The 19,601-nt window shown below is 60.3% G+C and carries 17 protein-coding genes; 5 read left to right on the top strand and 12 right to left on the bottom strand.

Going from position 1 to position 19,601, the window contains the following annotated elements; all coding sequences use genetic code 11:
* Positions 1-10: 10 nt before the first annotated feature.
* Positions 11-394 carry an antibiotic resistance protein VanZ gene (locus AKG12_RS12660; protein ID WP_225245729.1) on the bottom strand — a complete coding sequence of 128 codons (384 nt, stop codon included), beginning with the start codon at positions 392-394 and terminating at the stop codon, positions 11-13.
* A gap of 245 nt (positions 395-639) precedes the next feature.
* On the opposite strand from AKG12_RS12660, the gene AKG12_RS12655 reads away from it, so the two are divergent.
* Positions 640-2,151: an aldehyde dehydrogenase (NADP(+)) gene (locus AKG12_RS12655; protein ID WP_046800802.1), complete on the top strand. Its 1,512-nt coding sequence runs from the start codon at positions 640-642 to the stop codon at positions 2,149-2,151.
* A gap of 286 nt (positions 2,152-2,437) precedes the next feature.
* Positions 2,438-3,688, top strand: coding sequence for a zinc metallochaperone AztD (gene aztD / locus AKG12_RS12650; protein ID WP_052819051.1), 1,251 nt, complete (start codon positions 2,438-2,440; stop codon positions 3,686-3,688).
* A 69-nt stretch (positions 3,689-3,757) separates the two neighbouring features.
* Here the strand turns inward: aztD and AKG12_RS12645 are convergent, their stop codons facing one another.
* Genes AKG12_RS12645 through AKG12_RS12630 form a run of 4 tightly spaced genes read right to left on the bottom strand, consistent with a single transcriptional unit; the run spans position 3,758 to position 8,624 of the window.
* A complete protein-coding gene (locus AKG12_RS12645; RefSeq protein WP_046800800.1) occupies positions 3,758-4,756 on the bottom strand; it encodes a TRAP transporter substrate-binding protein in 999 nt (332 codons plus the stop codon).
* 16 nt (positions 4,757-4,772) lie between these two features.
* Complete coding sequence (locus AKG12_RS12640; protein WP_052819050.1) at positions 4,773-6,605, bottom strand: TRAP transporter large permease; 1,833 nt, start codon at positions 6,603-6,605, stop codon at positions 4,773-4,775.
* Between the two features lie 28 nt (positions 6,606-6,633).
* Positions 6,634-7,761 (bottom strand): LLM class flavin-dependent oxidoreductase, encoded by a 1,128-nt coding sequence (locus tag AKG12_RS12635; protein ID WP_052819049.1) that lies wholly within the window; start codon positions 7,759-7,761, stop codon positions 6,634-6,636.
* Positions 7,758-8,624, bottom strand: coding sequence for an ABC transporter substrate-binding protein (locus AKG12_RS12630; RefSeq protein ID WP_052819048.1), 867 nt, complete (start codon positions 8,622-8,624; stop codon positions 7,758-7,760). Before AKG12_RS12630 ends, AKG12_RS12635 begins: the two co-directional genes overlap by 4 nt.
* A gap of 211 nt (positions 8,625-8,835) precedes the next feature.
* Here AKG12_RS12630 and AKG12_RS12625 point away from each other — a divergent pair, with 211 nt between their 5' ends.
* Positions 8,836-9,201, top strand: coding sequence for an ArsR/SmtB family transcription factor (locus tag AKG12_RS12625; RefSeq protein WP_046800796.1), 366 nt, complete (start codon positions 8,836-8,838; stop codon positions 9,199-9,201).
* Between the two features lies 1 nt (position 9,202).
* Positions 9,203-9,832: a glutathione S-transferase family protein gene (locus AKG12_RS12620; RefSeq protein ID WP_052819047.1), complete on the top strand. Its 630-nt coding sequence runs from the start codon at positions 9,203-9,205 to the stop codon at positions 9,830-9,832.
* Here the strand turns inward: AKG12_RS12620 and AKG12_RS12615 are convergent.
* Positions 9,829-11,664 carry an ABC transporter ATP-binding protein gene (locus AKG12_RS12615; RefSeq protein ID WP_052819083.1) on the bottom strand — a complete coding sequence of 612 codons (1,836 nt, stop codon included), beginning with the start codon at positions 11,662-11,664 and terminating at the stop codon, positions 9,829-9,831. The two genes, AKG12_RS12620 and AKG12_RS12615, sit on opposite strands and share 4 nt — an antisense overlap.
* A gap of 198 nt (positions 11,665-11,862) precedes the next feature.
* Positions 11,863-13,059, bottom strand: coding sequence for an aminotransferase class V-fold PLP-dependent enzyme (locus AKG12_RS12610; RefSeq protein ID WP_046801092.1), 1,197 nt, complete (start codon positions 13,057-13,059; stop codon positions 11,863-11,865).
* A gap of 112 nt (positions 13,060-13,171) precedes the next feature.
* Here AKG12_RS12610 and AKG12_RS12605 point away from each other — a divergent pair, with 112 nt between their 5' ends.
* Entirely contained in the window at positions 13,172-13,984 is an 813-nt protein-coding gene (locus tag AKG12_RS12605; RefSeq protein WP_225245744.1) for an IclR family transcriptional regulator, read from the top strand.
* A gap of 6 nt (positions 13,985-13,990) precedes the next feature.
* Here AKG12_RS12605 and AKG12_RS12600 read toward each other — a convergent pair whose 3' ends face one another.
* The 5 genes from AKG12_RS12600 to AKG12_RS12580 form a co-directional block, all read right to left on the bottom strand.
* A complete protein-coding gene (locus AKG12_RS12600; RefSeq protein ID WP_020011822.1) occupies positions 13,991-14,485 on the bottom strand; it encodes a RidA family protein in 495 nt (164 codons plus the stop codon).
* An 82-nt stretch (positions 14,486-14,567) separates the two neighbouring features.
* Entirely contained in the window at positions 14,568-15,791 is a 1,224-nt protein-coding gene (locus AKG12_RS12595; protein WP_052819045.1) for an amidohydrolase/deacetylase family metallohydrolase, read from the bottom strand.
* A 1-nt stretch (position 15,792) separates the two neighbouring features.
* Positions 15,793-16,668, bottom strand: a complete 876-nt coding sequence (locus AKG12_RS12590; protein WP_052819044.1) for an ABC transporter permease — start codon at positions 16,666-16,668, stop codon at positions 15,793-15,795.
* Positions 16,668-17,609, bottom strand: coding sequence for an ABC transporter permease (locus tag AKG12_RS12585; RefSeq protein WP_046800791.1), 942 nt, complete (start codon positions 17,607-17,609; stop codon positions 16,668-16,670). The genes AKG12_RS12590 and AKG12_RS12585 overlap by 1 nt, the downstream gene beginning before the upstream one ends.
* Positions 17,610-17,888: 279 nt before the next feature.
* Positions 17,889-19,415: an ABC transporter substrate-binding protein gene (locus AKG12_RS12580; protein ID WP_052819043.1), complete on the bottom strand. Its 1,527-nt coding sequence runs from the start codon at positions 19,413-19,415 to the stop codon at positions 17,889-17,891.
* Positions 19,416-19,601 lie beyond the last annotated feature (186 nt).

Here is a 19,601-nt window from a genome sequence, read left to right as displayed (position 1 = left end):
CCTTAGTCCGTCATTCCGGCTCAAGGCCGGAATGACGGATGACCGAAGCTGCGGTCAATCGTGCCCTGAACTGGAGATAGGAAAGAGCAGCCAGCCCACCGGCTATGGCGCCGGCGGCTTTCACCGCGGCGTCCATCAGATGCGGATGACGTGTGGGCGACAGAAACTGCAGCGCCTCGATACCAAAAGCCGCAGTAACACCCGCGACGATGACGGCGAGCCAGTGGCGCGGATAGGCAAACACAAAAGCCGCCGAGCAGAAAGCGAAGGCGGCAGCACGGTCTATCCCCACCGTGGTCAGCGTGTGAGGCCGAAAGCCGATCGGGCAGATTGTAACGATCACGATCACCAGAAGAACCGACCAGGCGATGTATTTCGGAAGTCTATTTGTCATCATGACGTCATATAAAACGCCGTGCGCGTAAACGGAAGCGGGTCTTTTTCATGTCTCGCCTAATTAATCACACTTTTTGATCAAATAGTTGAGAAACCGCCTTTCGCTCAGGCCCCGCACGGGCTAAGGCAGAAGGCAACCGGGCGAGGATCGCGGCTGATGGCGTTTGTGCCGTCGCCTTTCGGTCCATGTCACGGTGTCGGGTGGATTTTCCACGCAGGATCAGATTTTCAGGGAAGAGCACAATGAGTTTCAAGCCGCATGGCAAACATCTGGTTGCAGGAGAATGGGTCGCAACGGATGCAAAATTCCGCAGCGAGCCTGCACATGGCGAGGCTTTCGATTTTTCGGTCGGCACCGTTGATCTGGTGAACAAGGCTGCGGAAGCTGCCGAAGACGCCTTCTGGAGCTACGGCTACACCACCCGCGAAGAGCGCGCCGCATTCCTCGACACCATCGCCGATGAGATCGAAGCACGCGCCGACGCCATCACCGAAATCGGATCATCCGAGACCGGCCTGCCTGCAGGACGCCTGCAGGGCGAACGTGGCCGCACCGTTGGTCAGCTTCGCCTTTTCGCCTCGCATATCCGCAAGGGCGACTATCTCGACCGCCGCCACGACGAAGCCCTGCCGGATCGCCAGCCGCTGCCGCGCCCGGATATCCGCCTGATGCAACGCCCGATCGGCCCCGTTGCGGTCTTCGGCGCCTCCAACTTCCCGCTCGCCTTCTCGACGGCCGGCGGCGACACCGCAGCGGCTCTCGCAGCCGGCTGCCCGGTGGTCGTCAAGGGCCATTCCGCCCATCCCGGCACCGGTGAAATCGTTGCCGAAGCCGTTCTCGCCGCCGTCAAGAAGCACAATCTGCATCCCGGCGTGTTTTCGCTGATCCAGGGCGGCCGCCGCGATGTCGGTTCCGCGCTCGTGCAGCATCCGCGCATCAAGGCGGTCGGTTTCACCGGTTCGCTCGCCGGCGGCCGCGCGCTCTTCGATCTCTGCGCACAGCGCCCCGAGCCGATCCCCTTCTTCGGCGAACTCGGCTCCGTCAACCCGATGTTCCTGCTGCCGGAAGCCGTTTCCGCCCGTGGCGAGGCCATCGCCAAGGGCTGGGCGGGTTCGCTCACCATGGGTGCGGGCCAGTTCTGCACCAATCCCGGCATCGCCGTCATTCTCTCAGAGCAGGCGGATGCGGTTGCTGAAACCGCGCGCGCAGCGCTTTCCGAAGTCGGCCCGCAGGTCATGCTGACCGACGGCATCGCCGCCGCCTATCGCGACGGCCGTGACCGTATCGCCGCCGGCAACGGTGTGCGCGACGTGCTGACCACCACCTGTGATCTTCGCAACGCAACACCTTACCTGTTCCGCGTTTCGGGCAAGGACTGGGTTGCCAACCACGCGCTTGCCGAAGAAGTCTTCGGACCGCTTGGCCTGATCGTCACGGTCGACAGCCCGGAAGAAATGCTGGAAGTCGCAAAGAGCTTCGAAGGCCAGCTGACCGCAACCCTGCATCTGGATGCCGGCGACGCCGAGCTTGGCCGCAAGCTGCTGCCGATCCTGGAGCGCAAGGCCGGCCGCGTTCTCGCCAACGGTTTCCCGACCGGCGTGGAAGTATCCGAAGCCATGGTTCATGGCGGCCCTTATCCGGCTTCGACGAACTTCGGCGCAACCTCTGTTGGCACCATGTCGATCCGCCGCTTCATGCGCCCGGTTTCCTACCAGAACATCCCTTCGGACGTTCTGCCTGACGATATCCGCTAAAACTGATGGAGGCAGGCGCAGCGATGCGCCTGCCTGTTTTACCCGGCTTTATAGCCCTTCGGGAAATACGGCCTGACGCTGAAGCGTCACCCGCCTCCTCTTTCCTCCCTCCTCCGCCTCACAGCCCCATCCAGATTTTTCCGTGCCAGGATGTCCGCATCGGTTGACATCGCCCCCGCACGTAATGCTAATACGCAATCTCGTAACGTAATAACATTACAATCATCCTTCAGAACCGAAACCGGTTCGTATCCACACAAGGATGATAACGTCTGGAAGGAACACCATGAGATTTTCCCTTCAACAGCACCTTGGCATGAGCGCGCTTGCCACGTGCCTTGCCCTTACCCTGCCGCAGGCCTCTGGCGTGGCGCAGGCGGAAGAAAGCGGCGACAGCGTCAAGGAATGGCGGCTCTTCATCGCCGATCACACCCAGCCGGTGGTGCGGGCGATCAACTTCGAAACCGGCAAGGAACTCGGACGCTACGACCTCAAGGGCTATGCCGCGCTGACCGCCAGCGCGTCCGGCAAGACTGTTTTCGCCACTCAGTCAGATTCGGATATCGTGCATGTGATCAAGACCGGCATCGTCTTTTCCGACCACGGTGAACATCGCGATCTGGATGTGGAAGATGCGGCGCTGCTGCCCGTCACCTTCGAAGGCAAACGCCCGTTCCATGTCGTGCCACATGACGACCATGCCATCCTCTTCTACGACCGCGGCGGCAAGGCTGACATCATCGATGAGGCTGCCCTGCTGGACGGCAAGGCCAAAGTCCGCACCGTCGACACGACCGCGCCGCATCATGGCGTGGCGGTGACGATGGGCCGCTACGTTCTGGTGTCCGTACCGAATATGCAGAGCGAAACCAAACCCGACACGCTGCCGCCCCGCATCGGGCTGCGTATTCTCGACAGGGAGGGCAAGCAGGTCGGCGAACAGGCGACATGCACCGATCTGCACGGCGAGGCGACATCCGCACGGCTTGCGGCTTTCGGTTGCAAGGAAGGCATTCTGGTTGCCCGGCCGGGCGGCACGGATGGTCCGAAGCTCGAAATGCTGGCCTATCCGGAAGAATTCCCGAAAGCCTATACCGGCACGCTGCTCGGCGGCAAATCCATGCAGTTCTTCCTCGGAAACTACGGTGAGGACAAGGTTGTCCTGATCGATCCTGACAGCAAGGACGCCTTCCGTCTGGTGGAGTTGCCGACCCGGCGCGTCGATTTCATTCTCGATCCCGCCAATCCGCGCAACGCCTATATCCTGACGGAAGACGGCGACCTGCATGTGCTTGACGTGCTGGAAGGCGCCATCACCCGCAAGGCGAAGGTGACCGAACCCTACAGCAAGGATGGCCATTGGCGCGATCCGCGCCCGCGTCTCGCCGTTGCCGACGGGCAGGTTGTGATTTCCGATCCGCGCCATTCGCTGGTGCGCGTGGTGGACGCGGAAAGCCTGAAAGAAACCCGCACGCTTGCGGTGGAAGGCCAGCCCTATTCCATCGTCGCCATTGGCGGCTCCGGCGCTTCGCACTGATACCGAACAAAAGAAACCCCGTGCGCCCGAAAGACGCACGGGGTTTCCTGATTTTGAAGGGCCGTATTATCAGGCCGACTGCACAGCCTGTATCTTCTCGATGCCGCCGACAATACCGGCGAAATCCTGCCACACACCCTGAGCGCCCTTGCGCCATTCGTCCAGAGCTTCCGGCTGCAGCACCTTGCCGCCCTTCGAAAGCGCAAGCTCGACGGACTTCACTTCGTCCTCGACGATCAACTGGTTGAAATATTGCGCGCCTTCGCTCGATGCTTCCAGGAGAACCTTCTTCTCTTCGTCATCCAGCTGGTTCCAGAAGGTCGCACCGTAATAAACCACGCCTGAAGCCCAGATGTGGCCGGTTTCCGTCAGATAGGGCACGACCTCGTAAAGCTTGAAGCCGGCATAGGCGGACTTGGTGAGATCCATGGCATCAGCCACGCCTGTTGCCAGCGCATTGTAGGTCTCGGTGATGGGAATACCCACCGGCGTGGTGCCGAAAGCGCTCCACAGCTTGGTGTGCAGCGGGCTCTGGATGACGCGGATTTTCTTGCCTTCCAGCTGCTCCGGCCGGGTGACGGGTTCCTTGGTCAGAAGATGACGTGCGCCGTAATTGATGAAATCGGCGGCGATGAATTGCTGGGCGGCGAGCTTCGTCTTCAGATCGGTTCCAGTCTCGCCCGTCACCACCTTGCGCACATGGTCGGCATCGCGGAACAGGAAGGGCAGATCGAGGATCTGCAGTTCCGGCACCCAGCCGGAAAGCGAGGAAACGGTGGAAAGGCTCGCCTGAACCGATCCCAGGCGGATATTTTCCGCCACTTCCTTTTCACCGCCCAGCGCACCGCTCTTGACGATGTTGAAGCGGAAGCGGCCGGGCAGCTTCGCCTCCACCAGTTCGCTGATCTTCACCCAGATTTTCGTCTCCGGCTTGTCATCGGCAAACAGCGAGGCAACGGTGATGCTGCGGGTTCTGGCATTTGCCGTGCGTACGAAGGCGGGCGCGGCGAGCGTTGCGGCGCCGATGGCGGAGAGTTTGAGGAGATTGCGGCGATCGATAATAGTCATGAATGAAACCCCTGACTTAGAAGAAAATGGCCCAGGCGCACAAAATGGCGAGGGAAACGAGAAGGGAAACGAGATAGGGAACGACGGCCCGGAAAAGTGCTGTCGCCGGAATGCGGGTGACGCCGCTAACGACGAAGATCAGCATGCCGAGCGGCGGCGTCAGGCCATGGATCATCAGGTTGACCACCAGGATGACGCCGAAATGGATCGGATCGATGCCGGCCGCCACGGCGGCGGGCAACAGGATCGGCCCGAACAGCAGGATGGCAGCACCGATATCCAGCACCAGACCAACCACGAGCAGGATGAGGTTGGAGAGCAGCAGCACCGCAATCTTGCTGCCGCCCAGAAGCGTGACAAAGTCGGTGACGAGGCCGGAAACATTGTCCACCGCCAGCAGGAAGGCGAAAGGCCCCGCCGTGCCGATCAGAAGGCCGATGGCCGCCGCCTCACCTGCTGATTGGCGGAAAGTCGCGAAAATGCGGCCCGCGCCCAGCCGGTAACCGAAACCGAGAAACAGCGTGTAGAGGGCGGCAAGGGCAGCAGCTTCCGTCGTGGTAACGACACCGATGCGGATGCCGACCACCACGATGACGCCAAGCCCGAAGGCGGGGATCGCGGCGATGGCCGAGCGCCAGCGTTCGCTGCCTGTCGCGCGCGGCAAGGTATTGACGCTGCGCACGCTGAGATGGATCGCCACCGCAAGGCAGATCGCCATCAGCCCGCCCGCGAAGAAGCCGCCGACCAGCAACGAGCCGACAGACAGGTTGGTGGCCGTTGCGAGGATCAGGAAAGCGATGGAAGGCGGGATGACATTGTCCAGCACCGAGGTGGCGGCAATGATCGCACCGGCCTGCGCCGGCGGATAACCATGCTTGACGAGTTCCGGCTGGAAGGTGGACGCGCCGAAGGCGGCGTTGGCGACCGAAGAGCCGGATGCGCCGGAAAACAACACGCTGGTCAACAGTGTCGTTTGCGCCAGCCCCGCCCGCCGATGCCCGACCATGGAGGCGGCAAAACGAACCAGCTGGTTGGCGACGCCCGATTCCGTCAGCAGGCTTCCGGCCAGCAGGAAAAAGGGAATGGCAAGCAGCAGGAATTTCGACATGCCTGTCACCGTCGAGGAAACGATGGCCGGCTCCGGCAAGGTGCTGCCGAAGGCAATCGCCACATAGGCAGCGGCAAGGAAGGCATGGGCGAGCGGTGCCGCCAGAACCAGCCCCAACGCCGCCGTCAGCGCCAGAAACAGGCTCGGCGGCAGGCTCGTATCGACAAACAGTTCCGGCAGGCCGACATAGGAAACGACCGCGATGGCGACAGAGAGCAGAACGGCAAGCGCCTTGCCTTCACCGACCCGCTGAAGCGCCAGATAGACAAAGATCAGCGCGCCGCCTGCACCGAGAAAACCGAAGCGCACCCATTCCGGCAAGCCAAGTGTTGGCGACGTGCCGCCCAGCATGGCCGCAATCTCCACCCCGCCGAAGGCGAGGATGAGGGCTGCGACGAAGGAAAAGGCATCGGCCAGAACTTCGGTTGCGGCATGAAAGCGTTCCGGCAGGAAGCGCACGAATACATCCAGCCGCATGGCCAAAGCACTCTTGAGGCTGAGCGGCGCGCCGACCGCAATCATTGCCACATTGAGCCAGATGCCAAGATCTTCCGCGCCGATGAAACCGGTATGGAACAGGTATCGCAGGGTGACATTGACCAGCACCACCACAAGAAGCGTCGCAAGGATCGCGGCGGCGACCGCACCGAGCGCCTTGTCCAGAACGGCAAGCGCCCGCTCGGCCACACGTTGTGGACCGAAGCGCCGTTGCGAAATTGTTGTTGCCGGACTTGCCGTCATGTCTTGTCTCTCCACTCCCGCACCATGCTCAGGAGGCCTTGGCCGAGAGGTCGCGGTCAAACAGGGTCGACCAGGTGAATTGTTTGGCTGCCGAGACTTCCCGCGACACATCAAGACGCGGCAGAACCTTTTCCCCGAAGCGGAAGGCTTCTTCCAGCAATGGCATGCCGGAAAGGATAAAGGTATTCACGCCCGCCTTCTTATAGGCTTCCAGCGTGCGGATGACAGTATCCGGCGAACCGACAATCGCGGTTCCCGGTCCCGGCCGGACAAGCCCGATGCCGGCCCAGAGGTTGGGCGCGATTTCGAGATCGCGCAGGTTTTCCGGTTTCTGCCCGCCATGCATCGCCGTCATGCGCTGCTGGCCGACGGAATCGGTCGTGCCGACGAAACGCTGGTTGGCGGCAATCGCTGCCGCATCCATGCGCCCGTAAAGATCGGCGGCAGCAGCCCAGGCTTCTTCATCGGTATCGCGCACGATGACATAAAGGCGAATGCCATATTCCAGTTCGCGGCCAAGCTTTTCCGCCCGCGCCTTGACGAGATCGACCTTCGCGCCGATCTGGTCCGGCGTTTCACCCCAGGAGAGGTAGGTCTCGACATGTTTGGCCGCAACGTCGATGGCCTTGTCGGAAGAACCGCCGAACCATAGCGGCGGCGGCTCTATGCCCTGCCCCACCGGCAGCGCGAGTTTTGCGCCCTCGGTCTGGAAATGCCGCCCTTTGAAATCCACCGTCTCGCCGGCGAAAAGCCGGTGCCAGATCTGCAGATATTCATCCGCCATATCGTAACGCTCATCATGCGGCATGGTCATGCCGTAAGCGCCGAGCATCTTCGCATCGCCAGAGACGACATTGATCAGCAGGCGGCCGCGCGAAAACTCCTGAAGCGTCGCCGCCATCTTGGCAAGCAGCGTCGGCGCGATCAGGCCCGGATGGATGGCGACCAGCAGTTTCAGCCGCTCGGTATAGGAGAGAAGCGCGCCCGCCAGAACCCAGACGTCGTGCGCCCCGGTGGCAAACAGAGCGCCGGTGTAACCAAGCTGATCGTAAGCGAGCGCCAGCTGCTTGTAATAACCGAGATCGACCTTGCGGGAGCCTTCCGGCTGCCAGGGATAGGCGCCGTCGGGCGCGCACATGTACCAGAAAATATTCATCGGTCGCCTCCCGCGCTGGCTGATTGAGGGATTGGGCTTTGTCCAGTCAGAACCGGTAAAGAGAAATGACCGTGCCTGTAAAGCGTATCGGCCTCCTCCTGCTGTTCGGCAAGGATATTTTCGGCGGCAGGCACCACGGAAAGATCGCGCGAGCGCAGCACCTTCGCCCAGGATGCCGCATCACCCTCGCTGCCCGGTTCGGCGGCGAGCAGGGCAGCAGCCTTGTCGATATCCGCCATGACGGCGCGGCCGACGCGGTCCAGTTCGGCCGCAATCGCCTGCCGTGTCTCCTGCGCCATGTTGTGACGCGCCAGCGTCCAGAATAGCGATCGGTTGGGAATGGTTGAACCACAACGCACAAGAAGGCTGATCTCCTCATGGGTCAGGGCCATTTCCAGCCGTGGCGACATCGTCACCCAAGCATCAACGCGACCTTCCACGAGGTCAAGCAGGCTGTCGCTATCACCGCTTTCAACGCGCGTCACATCGACAAGGCCAAGACCCGCCCCTTCCAGGCTACGCGCCAGAAGATAGGTGTGAAACGATCCGTCGATCAGCGATATGCGCTTTCCCGAGAGATCGGCGGCGGCACGGATCGGGCTGTCGCGCCGCACAAGGATTGCGCCATTGGCGGGCCTCGGTGCGGAAGCGGCGATATAGATTGCCGAAAGCCCGCGCGCATCCGCTTCAATGGGAGGCGTAGAACCGGTGCCGCCGAAATGGATGTCGCCCTTTTCCAGAAGCGCCGCCGTATCGCGCCCTTCGCGATAGGTCACAAATTCCGGATCAAATTGCTTGAAAGCGCCGGGCCAGAGCCGGGCGAGCCGTAAATGCAGATTGTTGGGATGGACCCCGATTTTCATGTCGACACCTCATTTCGCAATCAATCTACTTTTTTATAGAGTGTTTTCGAGGAACGTTTTGGCGATCCTCAGCCGGAAAGCGAAAGAGAAATCTACTAATCCTGTAGATTTTAAAAATTTTGCAACCGACTGAAAACCACCCAGATCAAGCCATTGAAATTTATCGCTATACAATTTACTTTTTTATAGTTTGAAAAATGGACCTTTAGTCGTGACGAAACCGGTTTCCAATCTCATCTGCCGCAGCGTGGTCGAAGCGAGCGAGCTTTTGAAGCTTGTTGCCAACGCCAACCGTCTGGCCATCGTCTGTTACCTCATGGAAACGGAAGCGTCCGTTTCCGCGTTGGAATATGAACTCGGCATCCAGCAGCCCACACTTTCGCAACAGCTTGCCGAATTACGCGACGCGGGTGTCATCGAAGGCACGCGGGAAGGCAAGGCAGTGATCTATCGTGTCACCGACCCCCGCATTATCCAGCTGGTTCTGACCCTGCGTGGTCTTTACAAGGACCTTTCCGATGTGACGGGCAAGAAAGGCCGGCGCGCCTTGCCGCTGGATGAGGCGATGTTCGACTAATATGATCGATCTTTACACCTGGATCACGCCGAACGGCCTCAAAATCTCGGTTGCGCTGGAAGAACTCGGCCTGCCCTATCGCAGCCACGCCATCGACATCGAAAAGGGCGAGCAATTCGCAGCCGATTACATCCGCATCAATCCTGGCTCGAAAATTCCGGCAATCGTCGACAATGACAACGGCACCATCCTGACGGAATCGAACGCGATCCTCATCTATCTCGCCGAAAAGGCCGGCCGGCTTCTGCCCGCCTCCGCCATCGAGCGGCTGATCGTCACCGAATGGCTGATGTGGCAGGCCGCCAATTTCGGCCCGACACTCGGTTATGCCCATTATTTCCTGACTTATCATGCCGGAGAGGCCCCCTTTGCCGAGACGCGTTTTGCGACGGATGTGGAGCGCCTCTATCGGACATTGAACGACCGTTTAACGGGGCTGGAGTATGTGGCCGGCAATTTTTCCATAGCCGATATCGCCATCTGGCCATGGGTCTCGCGTTTCGCACGCCACAAAATCAATCTCGATGATTTTCCGGCGATACAGCGGTGGTATCGCCAGCTTGGACAGCGGGAAAGTTTTAAGCGCGGTTATCGGGTACCCTTCGCAACGTCGGACGTACCGGGGCTTTAACAGGCGACGAGGTGACCGGGCGAAACCTCGCGATATTCACGCGGCTTGACGGCATAATCGACAGCACGGATCGGGCTTTTCAGCTCGTCATTCGCCGCACCGCGCCTTGTGTTGCGGCGGTCCGGGTCCGGCACCGGCACGGCCGCCATCAGCTTGCGGGTATAATCATGCTGCGGATTTTCGAAGACATCAGCACGCGGACCGATTTCGACGATCTCGCCGAGATACATCACCGCCACGCGATGGCTGACGCGTTCCACCACCGCCATATCATGGCTGATGAACAGGAAAGCGAGGTCGAGGCTCTGCTGCAAATCCAGCATCAGGTTGATGACCTGCGCCTTGATCGAGACATCCAGCGCCGAAACGCTCTCATCGGCGACAATCACCTTCGGCTGGAGTGCAAGCGCGCGGGCGATGCAGATGCGCTGGCGCTGGCCGCCGGAAAACTCATGCGGGTAACGCGCCGCCATATCCGGCGAGAGGCCGACCTTGTCGAGCATGTCGGCCACCACGTTCTTCGCCTCGCGGGCGCTGCCCATGCGATGCTCCAGAAACGGTTCGGCAATCGCCGCACCCACCGTCATGCGCGGGTTGAGCGAGGCGAAAGGGTCCTGAAAGATCATCTGCACCGTCTTGCGCATTTCGCGCATGCCGGATTTGTCGAGGGTGAGAATATTCTCGCCATTGACCACGACCGAACCGGCATCCGGCTCGATCAGCCGCATGATGGCACGACCGGTGGTGGATTTGCCGCAACCGCTTTCGCCCACCAGCGACAATGTTTCGCCGGCCCTCAGATCGAAGGACACATTCTCCACCGCGTGTACGCGGCCACTGAGCCGACCCAAAAGGCCGGAGTGGATATCGAAGCGCTTGGTCAGCCCCTCCACCTTCAGCACCGGCTGGGCGCTTGCGTCAACCGTATCGGCCGGACGCGCCGGTTCCTGCGTTTCGCCCGTGGTGGTGTTGACGATGGGAAAACGGAGCGGTCTTTCCTCGCCCTTCATCGAGCCGAGAACCGGAACGGCGGACAAAAGTGCACGGGTATAGGGATGTTTGCCACGATGGAAAATATCCGCCGTCGCACCGACTTCCACCTGCTCACCGCGATACATGACGACAGTACGGTCAGCGATCTCAGCCACAACGCCCATGTCATGGGTGATGAACAGGACGGAGGTGCCCTCCTCTTCCTGAAGCGTCTTGATGAGATCGAGAATCTGGCCCTGAATGGTCACATCGAGCGCCGTCGTCGGCTCGTCGGCGATCAAGAGCTTCGGCCGGGAAGCGAGCGCCATGGCGATCATGACGCGCTGGCGCATGCCGCCGGAAAAGCGGTGCGGATATTCATCGAAACGTGAGGCGGCCGAGGGAATGCGGACCTTTTCCAGCAGGCGGATCGTCTCGGCCCGCGCATCTGCTTTCGACATCGGCTGGTGGCACAACAGAGCCTCGGAAATCTGGTCGCCGATGGTGAACAGCGGATTGAGGCTGGTCATCGGCTCCTGAAAGATCATGGCGACCTCGTTGCCCCGCACCCGCCGCATGGCGTCTTCGGAAAGGGAGAGCAGGTTGCGCCCGCCCAGCAGGATCTCACCCTGAACCCTGCTGCTTTCCCGATCCAGCAGCCGCATGATGGAGAGCGAGGTGACGCTTTTGCCCGAGCCGCTTTCGCCGACGATCGCAACCGTCTCGCCCGGCCCGACGTCGAAGGAAATATCACGCACCACGGGTTTCCAGCCGCCATCCACGTGAAAGGACGTGGTGAGATTGCGGACGGAAAGCACGGCATCTTCTGCACCAAGCGGTGCTGCCTGCGGCATGGTCATGATCGTTCCCTTCTTTTTATGTTTCAACTCAAGCACGGCGTTGCGGCAAATTTCTTCTCCCCGAGGGGGGAGAAGGTGGCCCGAAGGGTCGGATGAGGGGGCAACGCCAGAGATAGACCGCAGCCTTGCCCCCTCATCCCGCTGCCGCGGACTTCTCCCCCTCGGGGAGAAGAAATACGCGGCACCCGCTCGTTCCATTTAGTCCGGCCAGCGCAGCATGCCGTCGAAACGGTGGCGGCTGCGGTCTTCGAACGGCGTGGCAATCACCTCGTTGGAGGCGCGCGCCTTGTCCAGTTCCTCGGCCAGACGGGAGGCAACGATGGTCTCCTGACCCGGATGCAGGTTGCAGGGGTCGAGATAGAAATAGCGGTGTTCCACCTCGTGATCGCGGGCAATGATGGGCGGATTGCCTTTGGCCAGCGCCGTTGTCAGGTCCCATGCCGTGATATGGGCTTCTTCGGCATCGATGATGACGCGCAGCCGGTCGAGCGGGTTGTCGGTCGGGTCGGGCTCGATTAGCGCCGTCACGCCGGGGCGCCCGTCCAGCGTTTTTTTCCAGAGGTTGAGATAGCCGGTCTCACGCTCACGGATGCCGTCATGGTCGCGCTTTTCCCAAGCTTCCAGCGCCGCCATGACGCCATAGATGCTTTCCTTGCCGACCTTCATGCCGCGACCGACACCCATATTCTGCAGGAAGGCATGGCGCACCAGTTCCTTCTTGCCAGCGACGATGCCGGAAGTGGGGCCGCCGAGGAACTTGTGGCCGGAATAGAGCACCACATCCGCGCCCGTCGCCAGAAACCGTTTGAGATCATATTCGGAAGCCGCATCCACAATGACAGGCACGCCCTTGGCATGAGCGATTTCGACGAATTCGGAAAGATGCAGCAGGCCATAATCGACCACATGATGCGAGACGACATAGACCGCCGCAGCCGTCTTTTCGGTGATGGCATTTTCCATGTGGAAACGATGGGTCGATGTTGCCTGACCGATCAGCACCACCTTGCCACCGCCGAGGCGGATCGCCTGATCCACCGGCGCGCCGTAGCTCACCACATGTCCCATCTGCACCAGCACTTCGTTCTTCTCTGGCGCGACATCGGGCAGCTTTTCGATGGCCAGCAGATTGTTGCCGGTGATCGCACCCGCCACAGCGAGGCTGATGCCGGAAGAGCAGGACGCCGTGACGAAACCGGCCTCGCCGCCCGTCAGCCTTGCAATGATCGCGCTCGCCTTGCGTTGCAGATCATTGATCTCGACGAATTGCGGCAGGATGGCCGCCATGGCCTGAACGGCCTCGGGAACGACAATCGACGCGCCGAGCGAGGTCATGGTGCCCGAGACGTTGATGACCGGGCGAAGGCCGATCCTGCTTCTGATATCCTCGGTCATGTCTTTCTCCTGTCTTTGCGATGCGATGGGCATCGACATATATGCCATAATAATGTAATAGCTTCTCAAAACCCATGAGGAGCCAAAATTGGACGCCCATAGACTGGACGAAATAGCTTCAACCGCCGTGTCTCCCACGGAGGAAAATCCGGACGCGAAGGCGGCCAAGCGCTCGCGCGTCAGCGGCATCGACCGTGCGCTTCAGGTGATTGATTACCTTTACGAAACCGGATCGCCGGCCGGTGCTTACGCGATTGCCAAGGCGATCAAGGCGCCGCTTTCCACCGTCTATGTGATCATCGACGATCTCGTCGAAAAGAACATGCTGGCGCGCAATGCCGATGGCAACATCTGGCTCGGCGCGCGGCTTTACCATTATGGCCTGGCTTACGCGCGTTCGCTGGATTTCATGGGTGTCGCCACCCACGAAATGCACGATCTGTGCCGCCATGCGGGCGAGACCGTGCAGCTTTGCGGCCGCGATGGCGACCATATGCTTGTTCTGGCCATGGCCGATGGTCCAAGCCATTTTCAGGTCGCGTCGCGCGTCGGCACCCGTGTTCCCCTGAACTGGACGGCCTCCGGCCGCCTGCTCGTCGGCCATCTGCCCGAGGCCGAACGCGTCGAGCTTTTCCGGCGCTGCGCCCGCACGTCGCCGACCGGCCGCGCGGAAATCAACCCCGAAACCCTGTCGCAATCGGCGGCGGCCGCCTTCCATGACCGGCTGTCGATACAGGTCGCCGAATCCGATTATGCCGTCGCCTGCATTGCCTCGCCGATCTGCGACAGCCACGGAGAATGCGTCGCGACGATTTCCATCGTGCTGCCGGAGCAGAAGGTGCTGGCGGACGAAAACCATTATACCGAACAGGTCAGGGTCTCGGCGGAACGGATCGAAAAGCTGATGGGCTGGCGCAACCATTAATCGGCCTCACCCCTTGAGCGCGACGATGGCTTCGATCTCAACGGTGATGTTGCCCGGCAATGAGCCGAAACCCACAGCGGAGCGGGCGTGTTGTCCCGCATCGCCGAACACATCGATGAAAAGATCGGAACAGCCATTGATGACGCTCGGGTGATCGCGGAAATCGCTGACAGCATTGACCATGCCGAGCAGCTTGACCACCTTTTTCACCCGCGACAGATCACCCAGCGCCTCATGCATGACGGCAAGCAGATTAATGCCGGTGAGACGCGCATGGTTATAGGCCTCTTCAAGCCCGATTTCCGCGCCCACCTTGCCGGCATAGAGATGGCCGTTTTCTTCCCGAGGCCCTTGGCCCGAAAGATAAAGCATGTTGCCTTCCACCACATGGGTGACAAAATTGGCAATTGGCGGCGGCGGCGGCGGCAGGGAGATGCCGAGCGCAGCGAGTCGGTCATAGGGCGAAAGGTGCCCTTCTGCATCAAGCGAAGACTGTTTCACGCGAATTCCTCATAATGCCGGGACTTGTATCCCGTAATGTCTGCGGAAGGCGGAGGGCATACCCCCACCTTTCCATTCGGGTTCAGCGCCAGGAATAACCATGGCTGTGGCGCACCAGCTTGCGCGCCCTTGGAATATAACGGCTGGCGGCAATCGCCTCGGCACCGATCACCGCGTAACGCGGCTCGAACAGGCGCGTCAGGCGCGCCACGTCGCCATTGGAATCGGTCGCTTCCAGATCGGAATCCACTAGATCGAAAATGGTGAAGTCGGCGCGCTGGCCGACATCAAGGCGGTTTTCCATATCGAGCCGAATGACGGAGGCCGGATTGCGGGTGACGGCCTCGATGACATTTTCGAAGGGCATATCAACCGACAGCAGTTTCGACATGGTCGTCGCCAGATCCCAAACCGGAAAATTCATCGAATGCCCATGCAAATCCGTCGAGATCGAGAACGGCAACAGGCCGCGCGCAATCGCCGCTTCCGCCACCTTGAAGGAGAAGGATGCGCCGCCATGGCCGATATCCAGCCGGATGCCTTCACCGGCGCAGCGTTCGGCAAGGTTGAACAGGTCCTCGTCTTCCATAATGCTGGAACCGGACTTGCCGTTGAAGCAATGGGTCACGACATCGCCGGGGCCGAGGATTTCCAGCACCTCGTCATAAAGTGCGGGCGGTTCGCCCACATGCACCATCATCGGCACTTTCAGGATCTTGGCGATCTTCTTGCCGAGCTTGACCGGCGTCACACCCCAGGAGCCGGTGATGACATGGCTAGCGCGCACCTTGAGGCCGACGATATGTTCGCTGTTCTCAGCGTAACATTCGAGGATGCGATCAAGGTCGATATCCTTGATGTCGCGCAGTTCCGGTACGCGGTTGCAGGCGACAAGGCCGATGGAGCCGAGATTGAGGAAGGCCTTGATGCGCTCTCTCGAAGGCTCGATGATGTATTCCCGGAAACCGTGGAAATTCGCCTCACCCGCCGAACCGGCATCCACCAGTGTCGTCACGCCGCGTTCCGCCCCGCATTCGGAGGGGCGGATGGAGATATCGGTGCCGCCGTGCCAGATATGCACGTGTAGATCCACCCAGCCGGGCGAGATGAAGGCACCTTTGGCATCAATGCGCTGCGCATCCGCAGGCGCCTGCAGGGCAGAGCCCACCGCGGCGATCTTGCCGTCGCCGCCGATCAGAATATCGGTCGAGGCCTGGGGCGCCCCCTTTCCGAAACCGACGGGTTTGACATTGGTGAGAAGAATGGGAGCTTGAAGAGGCGTTTTCGCCTGTTCACCGGATGTCATATTACAAATCCCTTCGCAGTCTTGGGTCGAGCATGTCCCGCAGCCCGTCACCGACCATTTGCAGCGACAGCACGGAAAGAATGATGGCAAAGCCAGGGAAATAGGTCATCCAGTCGGCCTGGCCGATATATTGGCGGCCGGCGGAGATCATGGTTCCCCAGGTTGGAATTTCGGGGCTGACACCAAGCCCCAGAAAGGAAAGCCCGGCCTCGGCCAGCATGGCGCTGGCGAAAAGAAAGGTGCATTGCACGAGGATCGGCGAGACCAGATTGCGCAGCACATGCCGCGTCATGATATGGAAGGTGGAGATGCCGAGCGCCTTGGCCGCCTCCACATAAGGTAACTCGCGGATCACCAGCGTCGAGGCGCGCACGATGCGGGCAAGACGCGGCGAATAAACGACGGCAAGCGCGATGATGACAGTCGTGAGCGACGGGCCGAGTGCCGCTACCAGCGCGATGGCAAGCAGAATATCCGGAAAGGCCATCATGGCATCGATCAGCCGCGCGATCGGTGTATCCAGCTTCTGGAAGAAGCCAGCGAGCAGGCCGAGCGTGATGCCGATCAGCGCCGAAAGCGCCACAACGGCGGCACCGACCAGAAGCGACAGTCTTCCGGCATAGATGGTGCGGGAAAACACGTCGCGGCCGAACTCGTCGGTGCCGAACCAGTAAATTTCACTCGGCGGCTTCAGGCGATTGACGATCGACAGTTTCGACGGCGAATAAGGCGCAATCATCGGCGCGAAAACGGCTAGCAGCACGAAGACGACCAGAACGACAAGACCGGCAGCGACCGTCTTGCGCTTCAACAGGCGCCGAATAAACAGGATGGTCGGGTTGCGCGCCGGCGGGGTGGTGGAAACAATATCGGCCATCAGTAACGAACCCTCGGATCGACCAGCAGGTAAAGCATGTCGATTGCAAAATTGATGAGCACGTAAAGCCCGGCGATGATGAGAAGCGCACCCTGGATGACCGGATAATCACGCCGGAGCACGGCCGACACGACAAGATTGCCGACGCCCGGCAGGCCGAAGACGGTTTCCGTCACCACTGCACCGGAAATCAACACGGCGGCGGTGAGGCCAAGCACGGTTAGGATGGGAATGAGCGCATTCTTCAGCGCATGTTTCATCACCACCCGGCGCTCCTTGACGCCCTTGGCTCTTGCAGTACGGACATAATCGTCGCCGAGAACATCCAGCATCGAGGCGCGGGTGAAGCGCAGAATGAGGGCCGAAGAGACGAGACCGAGCGCGATTGCCGGCAAGGTCAGGTGATACATGCGCTCCATGAAGCTGGCACCCGGCCCGCCATAACCCGACACCGGGAACATATCGAGCCGCACGGCAAAGACCTGCATGAGAATGAGGCCGAGCCAGAAGCTCGGAATGCTCGCCGCAAGCATCGCAATGGTGGTCGCGGCCTGATCCACGAAGGAACCGCGCCGGTAAGCGGCGTAGATGCCGATGGGCAGCGCGATGACGCTGGCAATCAGCAGCGAAAAGATCGTCAGGAAGAAAGTCGGCTCCGCCCGGTCCAACAGCGCGGATCCAACAGGCATGTTGAGGAAGATCGACTGGCCGAGATCGCCCTTCAGCAATTGACCGATATAATAGAGATATTGCACGCCAAGCGACTGATCGAGACCGAGCCTTGTGCGCAGCTCCGCAATATCCTGCGCCGAGGCATCCGGCCCCAGCATCACGGCGGCCGGATCTCCTGGCGTGACGCGCAGGATGACGAAAACGATGGTGACGACGAGGAACATCACCACGATCATTCCGGCAAGTCTCTGGAAAATATACCGTATCACGTATGAAGGCTCCGAAGCGCGTGATGGGCCGCCATCAGGCGACGGTTGAACAGAGTTGTCGATGAGTGCCGGTAATTCCGGCACTCACGGTCGGAAAACACTTGCTTCCGTCATGCCGGTCCTCGGGTCAGGCCCGAGGATGATCCGGCATCCAGCCACCACGCGTCTGCGTGGTGAAAGGCTCCCTTGCGATCAAGGACTTGATCGCGCTGGACCCCGGCTCGAGGCAGGGTTGACGGCGGGCGGATGTCATGCCCGACATCCACGGCGAGGCTGGTCTTACTTCGTGACCGAAGCGTTCCAGAAGTATGGCCAGGGAGCCGGATCGACGCCTTCCAGCTTGTTGGACTTGGCCGCCACCGCGTTGAAGTCGCCGATCTTGATGAGCGGAAGCTCGGCATACATCGTTTTCTGTACATTGGCCCAGAGTGCGACGCGCTTGTCCGGATCCGCCTCAGACGTGAAGGCATCAACCGCCGCCTTGCGCGCCGGCGTATCCCACCAGCCGGGCGAGCCGGTGGAGAGCGCACCGATCAGTGCCGGTTCCGGCAGGAAGGGGCTGTGGGTGATATAGATATCCCAGAGCTTCGGATCGGCGCGGCGCTGCGTCAACGTCGCCCAGTCCACCACCTGCATATCCACCTTGAAACCGGCGAGTTTCAGATATTCGGCGGCAACCTGCGCCATCTTGTAATGGAACTCGTATTGGCGGCTGGTGAGGATGCGCAGCGGCTCGCCATTATAACCGGCAGCCTTCAGCTTTTCGGCGGCGGCTTCCGGGTTGCCGACATTATAATTGCCCTCGACGCCCTCTTCCGTGTGCCAGGAAAAATTGTCGGGGTAATAGGCACCATCAAGCGCGTAAAAATCCGTGCTGCCGAAGGCGGCTGCCAGCATGTCTTCCATGTTCAGCGCTTCGGTCACCGCCTTGCGGACCGCAAGCTTGGAGGACAGCCCCTCCTTGGTATTGAACACGAAGACCGGATAACCGAAGGGCTTCAGCATCAGCGGCTGCGAGGCGGAAGAAGACTTCACCTTGTCGAAGGATTCCACCGGAATGGAATCGACATAGTCATATTGGCCGGAAACGGCAGCTTCGACGCGGGTATTCGGATCAGGCACCGGAACGAAACGAATTTCATCGAGATATTGATGACGGGCACCACCATAACCGTCGCTTTCGCCATCACGGGATTTGTAACCATCAAAACGCACGAGCTGGATATATTGGTCCGCCTTGCGTTCCTTCAGCATATAAGGACCGGTGCCGACAAATTCGGCCATCGGCTCAGCCTGTTTTTCAGCCGGCAGAATGATGGCGGCGGAATTGTTGAAAGCCAGAAGCGAGGTCAGCGGCGCATAGGGCTGCTTGAGGGTGATCGTCACCGTTCCGGCATCTGGCGCGGAAATATTGTCGATGAACCCGGCGGCCTGCTTGCCGCGCGAGGCGATCTTCATCCAGCGGCCGAGCGAGGCGACGACATCTTCCGAAGTCATGTCGCTGCCATCATGGAACTTGATGTCCTGCCTGAGCTTGATGGTGTAAGTTTTGCCATCCGCACTGATTTCGGGCAGGCTTTCGGCCAGAAGCGGCGTCACCTTCCAGCCCTTGTCGAAGGTATAAAGCGTTTCGAAAATATGCTGCGTGACGATGCCGACGAGATCGGCGGTCGAGGCCATGGGGTCGAGTGTCGGCGGCTCGCCGATCGTCGCGACATTGATGACGCCACCCTTCTCCGCAGCCATCATCACACCCGGCGCCAGCAACAGCGCGGCGGTGGCAAGAAATGCAATTTTACGTCTCATGGTCAAGCTCCCAGCTCTTTTTTTCAACTCGATGTTCCATTATTATGTTATATGCATCTTTATAACAGAATATCTCGATAAGACGCCTTGTCAATGACCTTGCGACGACATGAGAAGATTCAAGGTTGGGGAGAGGAGCTTCAGCAAGGCAGCAGCAGATATCCGCCTGGTGGCTTGAGCGCACAA

It is taken from the genome of Agrobacterium sp. SUL3 (genome assembly GCF_001263295.1).
In the GTDB taxonomy this organism is placed as follows: domain Bacteria; phylum Pseudomonadota; class Alphaproteobacteria; order Rhizobiales; family Rhizobiaceae; genus Agrobacterium; species Agrobacterium tomkonis.
The sequence above is the reverse complement of the archived record's forward strand: the minus strand, read 5'-3'. Positions and strand labels throughout refer to the sequence as shown.

Bases quoted from the DNA above. Each gene is read 5' to 3' on its own strand.
- AKG12_RS12660 (WP_225245729.1), bottom strand. From the start codon at position 394: ATGACAAATAGACTTCCGAAATACATCGCCTGGTCGGTTCTTCTGGTG.
- AKG12_RS12655 (WP_046800802.1), top strand. From the start codon at position 640: ATGAGTTTCAAGCCGCATGGCAAACATCTGGTTGCAGGAGAATGGGTC.
- aztD (WP_052819051.1), top strand. From the start codon at position 2,438: ATGAGATTTTCCCTTCAACAGCACCTTGGCATGAGCGCGCTTGCCACG.
- AKG12_RS12645 (WP_046800800.1), bottom strand. From the start codon at position 4,756: ATGACTATTATCGATCGCCGCAATCTCCTCAAACTCTCCGCCATCGGC.
- AKG12_RS12640 (WP_052819050.1), bottom strand. From the start codon at position 6,605: ATGACGGCAAGTCCGGCAACAACAATTTCGCAACGGCGCTTCGGTCCA.
- AKG12_RS12635 (WP_052819049.1), bottom strand. From the start codon at position 7,761: ATGAATATTTTCTGGTACATGTGCGCGCCCGACGGCGCCTATCCCTGG.
- AKG12_RS12630 (WP_052819048.1), bottom strand. From the start codon at position 8,624: ATGAAAATCGGGGTCCATCCCAACAATCTGCATTTACGGCTCGCCCGG.
- AKG12_RS12620 (WP_052819047.1), top strand. From the start codon at position 9,203: ATGATCGATCTTTACACCTGGATCACGCCGAACGGCCTCAAAATCTCG.
- AKG12_RS12615 (WP_052819083.1), bottom strand. From the start codon at position 11,664: ATGACCATGCCGCAGGCAGCACCGCTTGGTGCAGAAGATGCCGTGCTT.
- AKG12_RS12610 (WP_046801092.1), bottom strand. From the start codon at position 13,059: ATGACCGAGGATATCAGAAGCAGGATCGGCCTTCGCCCGGTCATCAAC.
- AKG12_RS12595 (WP_052819045.1), bottom strand. From the start codon at position 15,791: ATGACATCCGGTGAACAGGCGAAAACGCCTCTTCAAGCTCCCATTCTT.
- AKG12_RS12590 (WP_052819044.1), bottom strand. From the start codon at position 16,668: ATGGCCGATATTGTTTCCACCACCCCGCCGGCGCGCAACCCGACCATC.
- AKG12_RS12580 (WP_052819043.1), bottom strand. From the start codon at position 19,415: ATGAGACGTAAAATTGCATTTCTTGCCACCGCCGCGCTGTTGCTGGCG.